We start from the raw sequence: 14434 nt of genomic DNA, 5'->3' as shown, positions 1-14434 counted from the left end.
AATTGCGGAGCGGCACGTACGTATTCTGAGCTCCGATTTCGACAAACCGGGCACGCCGTATAAAGCCACCTGCGGTCGCCTTGAATGCCTGAACGAGTGGGCGCTCGATTACGACGACAAGATCGCGGCCATTTATTTTTATCCGAATGGCACGCCCAATCCGCAAGATGACAAGGTCGCAATCTCGCCCGCTAGCGAATGACTTCCTCTGAACGCGGCGTCATAACGGATTGAAAACGCCGCAACTGTCGATATGCGCCGTTTCGCCCGACGCAATCGGATCGCGCACTGTTCTGGAGTCGATTCGGCGACGGTCCTACCGACTCGAAAGCCGCCAATACCCTGCGCATTCTCACATCGTGAATATCGCTCGATACAGCGACGCGGTACTTGCCATCATCGATTAGCGCCAAATGTATAACTCTCCATGCGCGACATATCGTTAGGCAACGCACCGCCGAGTAGCGTCACAATGGAGAGCCCAAATGATCGAGCAAGAAAAAAAGCAAGCATTGAAACGCACACTCAGGGATCGGGTGTTGCAAGCGACAATATTCGCGATGACCGCGCTCGCAATCGCCCCGACACCGCTAAGAGCCGAGGATTCACCCTCTCCCAATGCTGACGTGGCGTCTCGATCCGATTCGACCGTATCGAAGAAAGAGCCGAAACAAAAAGCAGCGGAGTATACGGTCACCATCGATAACAGCAACGGATCGTACAAATTGCTATTCGACCGGGAAGTATTCGAATGCATGACGGACCCGGGCCCCCCGACGTTCACCGTCGAGCCGCACGGAACAAAAATCTTCACGATCGTCGATAAAAACGCCGCAGCCACGCCCTGTTTCGGCGGAGCCAAGTTTGTCGTGTGGCAAGTCAATACCTACGGCCCCACTGGCGGAAAGGTGTACACCGTCGACTTCCGCCATCAAAACAACGGTTTCTTTTTTTCGAAATGGCAAACGATGATTAGCGCGACGACCGGATCGCCCGGAACGGTCGGCGCAGCGACTTGCGGCGGACACAATTGCCTCAATACATGGGCCGATCAGCCGGGCGACTCGCCCATCACCATCACGATGGCCAAGGACGATTAAACGCATCGACGTAACCCACACTAGGGCCACCGTGGCCCGATCGACAAAAGGCCACACGATGATTGCGCACCGGAATGATGGATTTTCACCGCTCACCCGAGAGAACCGCACTGTTGGCGCGGTGCTCGGCGTCGCCGTTTCTCTACTACTGACCGCGATACCCGTTGGCGCGGCGCACGCAGCGACAGCCGCCGACCGCGCTCTGGCAACGCCCTCCGCTCAAACACGGCAGTCGACCGCGCCTGGGCATGGCAAGAGCGCAGACTTCGTGGACACCGTCACCTTCGACAACCAGGGGGCCTACACCCTGACCATCTCGACCGGGGCGAAAACCTGCATTCGGTCGGTCGACCCCGAGAAGGTTGTCGTCCAACCGCATAGCAAGCAGGTGGTCAAAGTCACGGAGAGCAACCTCGACGACCGCACCACCCAGTGCGGCGGCTTCTCGAAAAGTCTCGTGTGGAACGCGAGCGTCGCTTGGGGCGGAAGCCAGCCCGGCCAGTACGCTTTTCAGCTCACCGACCACGTTTGGTATGGCATCGGAAGCCTCATGATCGGTAGCCCGGCTTCCTATCTGCCGGGCACTCCGGAGGCAGCGACGTGCACCATGTCCGCGGATCCTAACGGCAAGCCACGCAACTGCTTTAATCAGGCGGTAGCCCAATTCGGCCTTACGACGATCACGATTTCCTTTCCATAGATCGGAAAACCCGCCCGAACCGTGCAACCGCCAAGCCGCGCGTTGCGCGGCCTTATCCTTATCCCATCAGCGGACGAGATTGACGTCCCGCGCCGAGTGCGTTCGGCGAACGCTACGCCGCGCGACGACAATCTCGGCCCATTGCCAAGACAGCAGCGCGGCGCAGCCGAAGATCACTTCACGCATCCGCTTCACGAGCGCAAGCGAAAGACCCACCTCGCGGTCGATGCCGAACATCTGCGCAAGCAGGACGACGGCGACTTCCTGGACGCCTAGGCCGGCCGGCACCATAAACGCGGCGTGCCGTACGGCTTGAGTCAGGGCTTCGATCGCGATCGCACCACCCGCCGATACGGGGTGACCGAGTAGCGCCAAGGCCCAATAGGTTTCGAGCGCTCCGATGAGATAGCCGAGAAATTGCCAGATGAACGCCTTAACGAGTGTGCCGGCACGCGTCATCAGCGCGTCGATTTCGGCATCGAGCTTCGCGCCGTCGATGCCTTGCAACAGCCGGTGTTCGCTCCCGAGCGCGTTCGCCGCGAATCGTTCGATCGCATGGAAAACGCCGCCGCGGCGCAGCAGCAAAGCCGTCACGATCGGCAACGGCAGCGAAAGCACGAGCGCAAGCGCGATCGTCCTCGCATGATCGCCGCCCGTCGCGGCCAGAATCAGAATGACGCCTAGCGCGGAGAACGCATATTGCACGGCGATCGTCACCAGTACCTCGACGATTACCGAAGCGCTGACGACGCTCGCATCGCGCACGCGCCAGCGAGCCAACCGAATACCCACGATTTCACCGCCCACCGCCAGGACGGGCAGCAGCCGGCTCACGGCCTCGCGGACGGTGGCCACCCACCAGAGAAACGCAAGCGATGCACGACCGCGCAGCAGAATGCGCCAGCCGTACGCATCGAGCAGCAACGGCACGGCGTGAAACGGCACCAGCCAAAGCAGCGCGAAACCGGCCTGCGCGATGACGTGCATGACGTCGGCGGCGCCGTCGCGCACTACGAGCGCAAGCAAGAGCGCGATCCCGATAGGCCAACCGGCCCATTTCAGCCATTTCGTCATCGCGACGCCCCTTCTCGCGCGGCATCGCCACGATTGCGCGCATCGGCCATGCCTTGTCCGTCGCCTTTGCCTTTGAAGACATCGGCAAACCCGCCGCAAACGAGCCCAGCCTTGGCGATTGCCTCGGCCACGCGCGGCGAAAGCAGCGCATTGAGTTCGTCGACGTGACGATACGTTTGCATCGAAGCCGTGATGGGGCCTTCGCCCGCTTCCGCCGGATGGCTGTAAATTTCGCCCACTCCGTCGGCCGGCATCCGCGCAAGCGCATCGAGCATCGCGGCCTCGTCCATCCCGCCGGTATGCTCGATACCGACCACATAGTCGTTGTAAGCGATCCCGGCGCGCGCAAGACGCGCGCGCATGAGGCCAATCCAAGGCTTGAGCCAGACAGGCGCGTTCGCTTCGAACGGCAGGCGCACGGCGCGCAGGCCGAACGCTCGCCCGATCGACAGCACGAGCGAGAGGACGGTCGGATGCAAATGGAAGTGTTTGTGGGCGTTGACGTGATCAAGCGGCAGGCCCGTCGCGGCGAACGCCTCGAATTGCGCGCGGATCTCGCGGGCGAGATCGCGGCGTACGGACGGCAGGAAGAAGAAACGGAAGCCGTCGCGCACCATGTCATCGCCGAACCGGCCATCGGGCCCGACGAGCGCAGGAATCTGCGCCGGTGGCGAAGCCGCCAGCCCGTCAGCCAGCACAAGATGCAGGCCGACGCGCAAACTCGGCAACGCGCGCGCGCGCTCGACGGCGTCTTGCGCGGCAGGCGCGCTGACCATCAAGCTCGCGGCCTTAAGCACACCCTCTCGGTGCGCACGCTCGATGCCCGCGTTCACTCGCGGATGCAGCCCAAAATCATCCGCGGTAACGATGAGAGCGCGTCGGCCCGAGCGTGTCACCTTCTTACGCCTCGTGCGCGCGCAGGAAGCGGAAGAATTCCACGCCTTCGCGCAAACGGCGCTTCATCATGTCCCAGCTCGTCAGCATCTCGCGCAAGATCTCCCAAATCTTCGAGGGACGGAAGTAGAACTGGCGATAGAACTGCTCGAGATGGTGATAGATCTCGTCGCGCGACAAGTGCGGATAACCGATCGCAGCAAGCTGCACACCTTCCTTGCTCACGAGGTTGATCGTCTTGTTCTCTTCCATCCATCCGTTGTCGACGGCTTGCTTGTAAAGCGTCGTACCCGGATACGGCGCGGCCAGCGAAACCTGAATCGTGTGCGGATTGATTTCCTTCGCGTACTCGATCGTCTTCTTGATGGTTTCCTGCGTTTCGCCCGGCAAGCCCAGAATGAACGTGCCGTGGATCTTGATGCCGAGCTTCTTGCAGTCCGCGCTGAAGCGGCGCGCGAAGTCCGTGCGCACGCCCTTCTTGATGTTCACGAGAATCTGGTCGTCGCCCGATTCGAAGCCGACGAGCAACAGGCGCAGGCCGTTTTCCTTCAGGACCTTGAGCGTCTTGTACGGCACGTTCGCCTTCGCGTTGCACGACCACGTCATGCCGAGCTTGCCGAGGCCGATCGCGATCGCTTCCGCGCGCGGCAGGTCGTCGGTGAACGTATCGTCGTCGAACATCAGTTCCTTGACTTCGGGCATGTTGTCGCGAATCCACTTCGCTTCCTCGATCACGTTCTCGACCGAGCGCGTGCGATAGCGGTGGCCGCTGACCGTCTGCGGCCACAGGCAGAACGTGCAGCGCGACTTGCAGCCGCGACCCGTATAGATCGAGACGTACGGGTAGTTCAGGTAGCCGATGAAGTAGTTGTCGATCTTCAGATCGCGCTTGTAGATCGGCGCGACGAACGGCAGCTCGTCCATGTTTTCGAGGATCGGACGCGCTTCGTTATGCTCGATCGAGCCGTCCTTGCCACGCCACGACAGGCCCTTGATCTCGGCGAACGGCTTGCCTTCGGCCAGTTCCTTGCAGGTGAAGTCGAACTCCTCGCGGCAGACGAAATCGATCGCCTCGGTTGCCGTGAGCGAGTTGTGCGGATCGACCATCACCTTCGCGCCCACCATACCGACGAGCACCGACGGCTTGCGCTTCTTGACGTCTTCGGCGAAGAGCGCATCGGTCGGGAACGAGGGCGTGCTCGTGTGGATGATGATGAGATCGTAGTCGTCGCAAATCTTCAACGTTTCTTCGACGGACAGGCCGTCTGCCGGCGCGTCGAGCACGCGGCTGCCCGGCACGAGAGCCGCGGGCTGCGCGAGCCAGGTCGGATACCAGAACGAGCGGATTTCGCGCTTGGCTTGGTAGCGCGAACCGGCACCGCCATCGAAGCCGTCATACGACGGGGCCTGCAAGAACAGCGTTTTCATGGATGAAGCTCCGGCAACCTATAGGTGAAGCAAATGTTGTGAGGACGACGGGCCGCGCCAGAGGCGCCGTCGACGAAATACGAATACGGTCCCGCTCAAGGCCCGTCGGATCCTTCCGCCACGCGGGCGACGACCGGCATGCGCGCGCCGCGCCAGACGACATGCGAACCGAACGCCGCCACGAACCATTGCGCGGCGAGCAACGCGTCGCGCAGCGGCACGAGCGGCAAGTCGCGCCAGAACTCGCCGCGCGCGCGCGAGGCGCGGGCATGCAAGCCGACACGCGCGACGAGGCCGAGCACCGTCGACGCCATCAGTACCACCCCGCTCACGCCCGCGTGGCCGTGCAGGGCGAGCAGCGCCCCCGCCAGGATCCAGGGGGACGTGAACGTAATGAACAAGAACGCGAAACCGAGCGGATTGATCGAGCGAATCGTGCGCAGCCAGCGCGTTTCGCGCAACCACAGCGCGCTGAAATCGGGCTCGATGACGTCGGTATCGACGATGACTTCCGACAGGACCGTCGTCATACCGCGTTCACGCGTGTATTCGGCGAGCCAATAGTCGTCGGCCAGACAGTCCTTGAGCGCGTCGAAGCCGCCGATCTCGGCGAGCACGCTCGAACGCAGCGCGAGAGTCGCGCCGAAACCGAAACTGCGCGAACCGCCGGCTGTGCGCGATGCGCACCGAAGGCGCGAACCACTCGTTGATGAATTGGGCGCCGATGCGCGTCCAGAATCCACCGACGCTTTTCGCGTGATACAGGCACGTGACGATGCCCACTTCCGGGTCGGCCAGCGGCGCGGTCACGGCGTGCAGGTAATCGCGCGTCACGGCGATATCGCTATCGGCCAAAACGATCAGCGGATGCTTGGCCCGCGCCGCCAGATTGATCAGATTGCTGACCTTCAAATTGTGTCCGTGCACGCGCGAATCGACGACGAGTGCGATGTCTCGCTCGGGATACGCCGCTTGCAAACGGCGCACGACGGCGATCGCCGGATCGGCCGACGAGGACACGCCGAATAGCAACTGATAGCAAGGGTGCGCCTGCTCGCAGAACGTCGAAAGGTTTTCGTAAAGACGCGGCTCGGCGCCGCAGAGCGGCTTGAGCACGCTCACGGCTTCCGTGCTCCGCCGCGGGGCGAAGCCGCCCGTGCGCACGTTCGCTCCGCGCTTGACGAGCGAGCGCGCAGACGGCAGCGCCAGCGCAGCCACGACGACATAAGCCGTCGCGATGCAGCACAAGGCGATGAGCAACCAGTCCCAGAGCGTGGCGGGAGAAAAAGTCATCGCGCGCCGCCTTGACCGGCCGCGCGCGCCGTTACGGCGCCGCCCTGCGGCGCATGCGCGCGGCGCGGGGACAACCCGTTCGATGAGACGCTTGCTGGCACGTTCGCTACTCCTTCGTTCTTCTCGACGTGCGGCGCCAAGCCTTGCCGCGGCTTGCGCGCCACCCGCTTTCGTGTCGCGTGAATGTTCGCGTGCCGTACATGAAGACAACGGACTTCGGCGCCCCCCGGGAACCGGTGTGCGAAAGGCTGCGGGCCGGCTCGAGGACCGTGCGCAATGCGCTTAACTTGTCTGATGCGAGGCGAAACGAACACGAAGCGCGCTGAAGCGACACGCCTTGGGCGCAGTCGATGCGGCCCGAGGAAAGCCGTCAGCTCGCTTGTAAACTTCGGAAACAGGCAATTGTAGCAGTGCGTGCGGGAAAACGCTTACGAGCCGGCTCCCCGCGGCCCCATTTCGTCGGATGCAAGCAACGCCGACGCCTTCATTGCCGCTGCCGGTTTGTCGCCAATTTTGGAATCTTGGGCCCACCTGACGGGCAATCGGGCGCGCTACGTGCTAATAGCGCCCGATGACGCGACGCAACAACTCATGTATCTTGCAAATATCGGGCAGCGCGCGGCGCCGCGCCGCATCGCCGGAACCAGTTGCACAGCCGATTGGAGCCGTCGCGCTTCACGCGAGCGAACTCATCATGAAAAACGTCTTGAGCATTCAACCGCACGTCGTCTTCGGCCATGCGGGCAACAGCGCAGCCGTCTTTCCGATGCAACGGCTGGGCGTCAACGTCTGGCCGCTCGACACGATGCAGTTTTCGAATCACATGCAGTACGGTCATTGGGCCGGCAGCGCCATCGACCCGCCGCAGATGGCCGACCTCGTCGAGGGGATCGGGGCGATCGGCATGCTGCGGCGCTGCGATGCGATCGTCTCGGGGTACCTCGGCTCGAAGGCGCATGCGCAAGCCGTCATCGACATCGTACGTACGGTGAAGGCGAGTAACCCCGAAGCGTGGCACTTCTGCACGCCCGTCATCGGGGCGGGTGCCGGCGCAAGCGTCGACGAATACTTGCTGGAAACGATGCCGACGATCGCCGACGGGCTTTCCCCGACCCACGACGCGCTGCAAAAGCTCGTCGGACGGACGATCGAAACCGTCGACGAGGCGCTGCGCGCTTGCCGCGAGATCATTCGCGGCGGCCCGCAAGTGATTCTCGTGAAGCAGCTCGTCGACCGCAACAGCCCGGCCGACCGCGTCAATTTGCTCGTCGTGACCAAGAGCGAAGCCTGGATGACCCAGCATCCGCGCTACCCCTTCGCGCGGCAGCCGGTGGGCGTGGGCGAGCTCACGAGCGCCACGTTCGTGGCGCGCCGCTTAAGCGGCGACTCGTTGCGCACGGCCTTCGAACACGCCGTTTCGGCCGTGCACGCGGTGCTCAAAGCGACGTACGCCGCGGGCCGCTACGAGCTCGAACTCATCGCCGCGCAAGACGACATCGCCAAACCGCGCGAGTGGCTGGGGGCATGGTCGATCGACGCGGGCTGAATCGACACGCCCCGCGCCGAACACCATCCCCCGTCAGTCGAGCCGGAACTGCGCGACCGCGCCGGCGAGGTTGACCGCCTGCGTCTGCAATGCGGACGCCGCGGCGGCCGATTGCTCGACGAGCGCCGCGTTTTGCTGAACCATCTCGTCGAGCTGCGACACGGCGCGGTTGACCTCTTGAATGCCGCGCGTCTGCTCGTCCGCCGCGTTCGTGATCTCGGACATGATCGTCGTCACGCTCGACACGTTCGAGACGATCTCCGTCATCGTGTCGCCCGCGCGCTTGACCTGGCTCGAGCCTGACGAGACGCTATCGATCGTCGATTCGATCAGCGACTTGATCTCCTTGGCCGCCTGCGCGCTGCGCTGTGCCAAGCTGCGCACCTCGCCCGCCACCACGGCGAAACCGCGTCCCTGCTCGCCCGCGCGAGCCGCCTCCACCGCCGCGTTCAACGCGAGGATGTTGGTCTGGAACGCGATCCCGTCGATCACGCCGATGATGTCGCCGATCTTGCCCGAGGCCGATTCGATCGTGCCCATCGTCGTCACGACTTCGGAGACGACCTGGCCGCCGCGCGACGCGACCGTCGAAGCCGATGCGGCCATGTCGTTCGCTTGCCGCGCCGAGCTGGCCGACTGCGTGACCGTGGAGGTGATCTCCTCCATCGAGGCCGCCGTTTCCTGCAAGCTCGCCGCCGCCGATTCGGTGCGGCCGGAGAGGTCCAGGTTGCCCGCTGCGATCTCGTCGGCCGCCGTGCGGACCGATTCGCTGGTATCGCGAATTTGACGCATGACGTCGCGCAACTTGTCCACGAACGAGTTGAACGAACGCGCGATCTGGGCCACTTCGTCGCGGCCGTCGGACGGCAAACGTTGCGTCAGATCGCCGGTGCCCGAGCCGATCGCATCCATCGCGTCGCGCACTTGCGACAAACGCTTGAACGCCTTCGCGGTGACCGCCGATACGATCAGCGCGGCGAGCACGACGATGATGACCAGCGCGATCGCCGAGGTCGTCAGGAACGAGCGGATGCCGGCGGTCGCGTCGGTCTTGTCGAGTGCGACGATAACGGTCCAATCGGTACCGGGCACGTTCACGCCGCGCAGCAGCATCGAGCGGCCGTCCGCCGTCGTCTCGAGCGGTTCGGCGGCGCCGGCGAGCGATGCAATGCTCGCGGTGCTCATGCTCGGCATGAGCGTCGAGATCGGTTTGAGCGTGAGCTTCGCGTCGGGGTGCGCGACGATGTCCCCCGCGCCGTCGACGAGCACGCCGAAACTATTCGGCGTCGGGTGAATCGCTTTGACGTTGGCGATCACGCTATCCATCGCGACGTCGCCCGAGACGACGGCCTTGAGCGAACCGTCGCGAATGATCGGCACGGCGAACGCGACGACGAGCTTGCCCGTGCCCGCATCGACATAAGGCGGCGTGACCACGGGCTTGCCCGCCGCGGCCGCCTGCTTATACCAAGGGCGAGCCGTCGGATCGTAGCCGGGCGGAATGCCCGTTGCATCGCCGAACTTGGCGCTCTTGTCGGCATAGCCCGCATAGACGTTCGAAAAACCGCCCGCGGCCATGGCCTGCTTGAATTCCGGGGCAGGATCGGCTGCGCCGAGCGTGATGTCTTGGAGTGCCTGGATGGCGGCCGTCTTAGTCGCGACCCATTCGCCGATGCCGGCGTTATGGCCGTTCGCCAGTGCGACTAAGTTGTTATTGATCGAGTCGTTTTCGTGGGAATCGACTACAAAGAAGTTCAGTGCCGCATTGACGACCAACGAGCCGACGACGATGGCGAGACAGGCTGCGAGCACACGCGCGCGAATTGAAGCAAACATTCAAACGATTCCTTCAGACGAATTAGCTGCGAGGACTCGTGATCCTCCGTACAGGTAAACGGCATGCCGCGGCGCAAACTTGACGCCGAGCACCTTAGGGATTGTTCGGAGTGCTATTTAATTCTTATCGCTCGCTGCGGCGCAAAAATGCGACAAATAGGATGAATCCGCATAAGCGACCGGGCGTAATAGTCCCGATTGATCGGGTTCATTGGCTGTGCCGAAATGCGCACAGGAATCGTCGCGAAAGGTCAAGACGGAGCGTTATTGGCTCCATATAGTCCTCTCGAATGATCGCAGCGGCGCTTCTTACGTCGAGCGGTTCGATCAACACATGCGCTTGCAGGAGGTGCCCGCCACACGCCGTACCAAGACGAACAAGAGCCGTGCACCGGCCGCCGCCTCGATCAAGCCTAGCGCTGCGCGACAGGCAAGCGAGCGAACCGGCATGCACGCCAAAGCAGTCACTTCAGCTTGCCGACAAAGGAAACAACATGCGTTTTGCGAAGACCCTCAGCCCTATCGCAGTTGCAGTTGGTGCACTTCTCGCGCTCGCCCCGCTCGCCTCTCGCGCGGATACCGTCGTCAAAATCGGCTTTGCCGCTCCGCTCACGGGGCCTAATGCGAGTTATGGCAAAGATCTCGAAAACGGCGTCAAAATGGCCCTGGACGATGCCAAAGCCCAAGGCGTTAAAATCGCCGGTCAACCCGTCTCGTTCGAACTCGTATCGGAAGACGATCAAGCCGACCCCCGCGTAGGCGTCCAGGTCGCGCAAAAGCTTGTCGACGAGGGCGTATCGGTCGTCGTCGGCCACTTCAATTCCGGCACGACGATTCCCGCATCGGAACTCTACGAAAAAGCCGGCATTCCCGACATCGATCCGGCCGCCACCAATCCGATGATTAGCGGACGCGGCTATAAGAACGTGTTCATGGTGATTTCGAGCGATGCGCAAAACGCGGGCACCGCCGGCGTGTATGCGGTCGAGACGACCAAGGCCAAACGCATTGCCGTCATCGACGATCGCACCGCGTTCGGTCAAGGCGAAGCGGACGAGTTCGTGAAAGCCGCGAAGGCGCACGGCGGCAATATCGTCGATCGCGAATACACGACGAACCAGGCAACGGACTTCAAGACGCAGCTCACGAACATCAAGGCCAAGAATCCCGATCTCATCTTCGTCGGGGCGCTCAATCCGCAAGCCGCCGGCATCATGAAGCAAATGACGCAGCTCGGCATCAAGGCGCAGTTCGTGGGCGGCGGCGGCGTGAAGGACGTCGACTTCATCAAGCTCGCGGGCGACAGCGCCGAGGGCGCGATGGCCTGGGAATACGGACGTCCGCTCGACAGCACGCCGGTCGGCGCGAAGTTTGCGGATCGCTTCAAGCAAAAGTTCGGCGTCGACGTGCTCTCGTATGCGCCGTTCGGCTATGACGCGGCCTGGGCCGCCATCAAGGCCATGCAAGCGGCCGGCTCGACCAAGCCCGATGCCTACCGTCCGAAGCTGCAAAGCATTGGGTTCGACGGCATCACGGGGCACATCGCGTTCAACCCCGACGGCTCGCTGAAGAACGGCTCCTCGACCATGTACCAAGTGAAAGGCGGCCAATTCGTGACGATCGTGACGAAGGGCGGCTCCTAACCCTCGATACCCCGTTACGCTCGTTCGGCGCGGCGCCCGCGGGCGCCGCGTCTTTTTCGCAATTCGTTTTGGAGTCCTAATGGTTTCGAAGATCGTAGTGGTGGGAGGCGGCGTCATCGGCAGCGCGGTGGCCTACTTTCTGCGCAACGCCGACCCGAGCGTCGCGGTGACGGTGCTCGAGCGCGACCCAACCTACGCGCGCGCCTCCTCGGCACTCTCGGCCGCCTCGATCCGCCAACAGTTTTCGACGCCCTTATCCGTGCAGATGTCGCTCTACGGGATCGAATTTCTCCGCTCGATCGGCGAGCGGCTGGCCGTCGATGGGCACAGTCCGTCGATCGATCTGCACGAAGGCGGCTATCTATTTCTCGCCACGCCCGCCGGCGAGACGATCTTGCGCGAGAACCACGCGCTGCAAACGTCGCTCGGCGCCGATATCCGCTACTTGCCGCGCGCGGCCCTGCAAGACACGTTCCCGTGGCTGAACACCGAAGATCTCGTCGCCGGTACCTACGGCGTGTCGGGCGAAGGCTGGTTCGACGGCTACGGACTCGTGCAGGCGTTGCGCAAGAAAGCGCAATCGCTCGGCGCGCGCTACCTTGCCACCGAAGTGACGGGTCTCCGGCGCGAAGGCCGGCGCGTGAGCGAAGTCGTTACGGCAAACGGCGATACGCTCGAATGCGATGTGCTCGTCAACGCGGCGGGGCCTTGGGCGCGCCGTGTCGCCGATATGCTCGGCATCGCTTTGCCCGTCTACGCGCGCCGGCGCAGCATCTTCAACGTCAGCTCGCCGGCCAAGCTCGAGCGTTGTCCCCTGCTGATCGACCCGACGGGCGTTTATTTCCGCCCGGAAGGCGGCACCTATATTTGCGGAACGTCGCCGAGCGCCGATCACGACCCGGACGATCTGCCGCTCGACGAGGTCGATCACGCGCTGTTCGACGACGTGATCTGGCCGACGCTCGCGCACCGTGTGCCGCAGTTCGAAGCGCTGCGCGTCGAGCATGCTTGGTCGGGCTACTATGAATACAACGTGTTCGATCACAACGCGATCATCGGGTACCACCCCGACATCGACAATTGCGTTTTCGCGAACGGCTTCAGCGGTCACGGCTTGCAACAAGGCCCCGCGACCGGCCGCGGCGTGGCCGAGCTCATCTTGCAAGGACGGTTCGTCTCGCTCGATCTGTCTCCTCTCGGCTTCGACCGGGTTTTGAACAACCGCCCCGTCGTCGAACGCAACGTCGTGTAGTCGCCCCGCCGCGCCGTGATCGAACGATCAGCCGGCGCGGCGCCCCGCTTCGCTATGCAGCCACGCTCGCAGCGCTTCGATCGCCTCGCGTTTAGGGCTGTCCGCCCGCCAGACCACGAAGTGCGCGTAGATATCGGTCACGCGCCGCTTCCATAAGCGGACGAGACGCCCTTCGCGTAGCGCTTGCGCAACGAGCGAAGCCCGCGCGAGCGCAATCCCCTGCCCCTGCTCCGCCGCATCGAGCAGCCCGCGCGCGTCGTCGAACCGCGGCGCGCCGCGCGGTTCGGTCAAATCGAGCCCCACCGCTTGAAACCAAGGCTCCCACGGCTGCGCCCGATGCTTGAGCAGCGTGCAATGCGCGAGATCCGCGAAGCGCCGAGGCGCCGCGCCGTTACGGTAAACCGGACTCATCACCGGGAAGATCTCTTCTTCCATAAAACGCTCGGCCTGCACGCCCGGCCACGCACCAGGACCGTAACGCAATGCGACGTCCACGCCGTCGCGGCGGTCGAGTCGCGCGAGCGCCGCCTCCTTGCGTAGCACCAGTTCGATATGCGGGTACTTGCGCTTGAATCGATCGAGCCGCGGCGTCAGCCAACGATCGGCGAACGGCGGCAGCACGCTTACGGTCAACCGAACCGATTCGCGCATGCGGCCGCGCGCGCGGCTCGCCCCATGGGTCAGGGGATCGAACGCGCGCTCGAGCACGTTCAAGCCTTGCCGGATTTGCAACGCGAGTTCATGCGCACGCGGCGTAGGTACCGCACCCGAACGCTCGCGCGCGAAGAGCGGCGTACCGAGTCTCGCTTCGAGCGCGCGAACATGTTGGCTAACCGCGCCTTGGGTCAACGCGAGTTCGTCGGCCGCGCGCGTGAAGCTCGCGAGCCTTACCGCGGCCTCGAATGCGCGCAACGTTTGAAGCGGTGGGAGATGGGGACGTTTGTGCATGAGGCATTAGTACCACTAATGCTTGATGCCCACAATTAATCGTTTGTCCACGACAGGCGCCGCTCGCTAGACTGCGCCACGTACCTAAACCAGATACTTCCGACATGGACTATCGACTCTATTACTCCCCCGGCGCCTGCTCGCTTGCCGTACACGTCGTGCTCGAAGAGATCGGCGCGCCTTATGCGTTGGAAGAGGTTTCCGTCGCCCGCTCGGAAAATCGGCAGGCTCGCTATCTTGCGATCAACCCTAAAGGCTTCGTCCCCGCGCTCGACATCGCCGGCGAATCGCGCGTTCTTACGGAATTGCCGGCCATTCTCGTCTACCTGGCCAAGCGACACCCCAAAGCCGGTCTGCTGCCGAACACGAACGCCGTCGACGAAGCGCGCGCGCTCGAGTGGCTGTCGTGGCTCGCAGGATGGGTGCATGGCGTGGGCTACGCCGAGCTCTGGCGACCGGAACGGTTCAGCGCCGCCGATTCCGCTCCGCATGAGACGCTGCGCGCAAACGGCCGCCGCATCGTCCAAGAGGCCTACGTCAAGATCGAAGAGACGCTCGGAGACGGACGCATGTGGGCGATGCCGAGCGGCTATTGCATCGTCGATCCCTTTCTGCTCGTGTTGTATCGCTGGGGCAATCGCATCGGCATGCCGATGCGCGAGCAGTACCCTGCATGGACCGCCCATGCCGAACACATGGTCGAGCGCGCGGCGGTACGGC

Annotated in this window: 12 protein-coding genes and 1 pseudogene; 7 read left to right on the top strand and 6 right to left on the bottom strand. The window is 63.3% G+C overall.

Going from position 1 to position 14434, the window contains the following annotated elements:
* The 3 genes from AB1286_RS20500 to AB1286_RS20490 all read left to right on the top strand — a co-directional run.
* On the top strand, positions 1-202 hold a 202-nt coding region (locus tag AB1286_RS20500; protein WP_430365150.1), incomplete at its 5' end, for a hypothetical protein.
* 283 nt (positions 203-485) lie between these two features.
* Positions 486-1100, top strand: coding sequence for a hypothetical protein (locus AB1286_RS20495; RefSeq protein WP_430362236.1), 615 nt, complete (start codon positions 486-488; stop codon positions 1098-1100).
* A 58-nt stretch (positions 1101-1158) separates the two neighbouring features.
* Complete coding sequence (locus tag AB1286_RS20490; protein WP_430362237.1) at positions 1159-1800, top strand: hypothetical protein; 642 nt, start codon at positions 1159-1161, stop codon at positions 1798-1800.
* A gap of 66 nt (positions 1801-1866) precedes the next feature.
* Here the strand turns inward: AB1286_RS20490 and AB1286_RS20485 are convergent, their stop codons facing one another.
* From AB1286_RS20485 to hpnI, 4 genes and pseudogenes are all read right to left on the bottom strand, one after another.
* On the bottom strand, positions 1867-2874 hold the full coding sequence (locus AB1286_RS20485) for a lysylphosphatidylglycerol synthase domain-containing protein (protein ID WP_430362238.1): 1008 nt from the start codon (positions 2872-2874) through the stop codon (positions 1867-1869).
* Entirely contained in the window at positions 2871-3770 is a 900-nt protein-coding gene (gene hpnK / locus AB1286_RS20480; RefSeq protein ID WP_430362239.1) for a hopanoid biosynthesis-associated protein HpnK, read from the bottom strand. The genes AB1286_RS20485 and hpnK overlap by 4 nt, the downstream gene beginning before the upstream one ends.
* Before the next feature lie 4 nt (positions 3771-3774).
* Positions 3775-5196, bottom strand: a complete 1422-nt coding sequence (hpnJ, locus tag AB1286_RS20475) for a hopanoid biosynthesis associated radical SAM protein HpnJ (RefSeq protein ID WP_430362240.1) — start codon at positions 5194-5196, stop codon at positions 3775-3777.
* A 95-nt stretch (positions 5197-5291) separates the two neighbouring features.
* Positions 5292-6489 (bottom strand): annotated as a pseudogene (gene hpnI / locus AB1286_RS20470) (bacteriohopanetetrol glucosamine biosynthesis glycosyltransferase HpnI).
* 694 nt (positions 6490-7183) lie between these two features.
* Here hpnI and pdxY point away from each other — a divergent pair.
* Entirely contained in the window at positions 7184-8035 is an 852-nt protein-coding gene (gene pdxY / locus AB1286_RS20465; RefSeq protein WP_430362242.1) for a pyridoxal kinase PdxY, read from the top strand.
* Between the two features lie 33 nt (positions 8036-8068).
* On the opposite strand, the gene AB1286_RS20460 is transcribed toward pdxY, so the two are convergent.
* Positions 8069-9871 (bottom strand): methyl-accepting chemotaxis protein, encoded by a 1803-nt coding sequence (locus AB1286_RS20460; RefSeq protein ID WP_430362243.1) that lies wholly within the window; start codon positions 9869-9871, stop codon positions 8069-8071.
* A 494-nt stretch (positions 9872-10365) separates the two neighbouring features.
* Between AB1286_RS20460 and AB1286_RS20455 the strand changes: the two genes are divergently transcribed.
* Entirely contained in the window at positions 10366-11514 is a 1149-nt protein-coding gene (locus AB1286_RS20455; RefSeq protein WP_430362244.1) for a branched-chain amino acid ABC transporter substrate-binding protein, read from the top strand.
* Between the two features lie 79 nt (positions 11515-11593).
* Positions 11594-12766, top strand: a complete 1173-nt coding sequence (locus tag AB1286_RS20450; RefSeq protein WP_430362245.1) for an NAD(P)/FAD-dependent oxidoreductase — start codon at positions 11594-11596, stop codon at positions 12764-12766.
* A 27-nt stretch (positions 12767-12793) separates the two neighbouring features.
* On the opposite strand, the gene AB1286_RS20445 is transcribed toward AB1286_RS20450, so the two are convergent.
* Positions 12794-13714 (bottom strand): LysR substrate-binding domain-containing protein, encoded by a 921-nt coding sequence (locus AB1286_RS20445; protein WP_430362246.1) that lies wholly within the window; start codon positions 13712-13714, stop codon positions 12794-12796.
* Positions 13715-13818: 104 nt separating this feature from the next.
* Between AB1286_RS20445 and AB1286_RS20440 the strand changes: the two genes are divergently transcribed.
* Positions 13819-14434, top strand: a 616-nt coding sequence (locus AB1286_RS20440) for a glutathione S-transferase family protein (protein WP_430365149.1), incomplete at its 3' end; no start/stop codon positions are given.

The sequence above is a fragment of the Trinickia sp. NRRL B-1857 genome (assembly GCF_050470685.1).
Classification (GTDB): Bacteria; Pseudomonadota; Gammaproteobacteria; order Burkholderiales; family Burkholderiaceae; genus Trinickia.
This window is presented reverse-complemented; position numbering and strand designations above follow the sequence as displayed.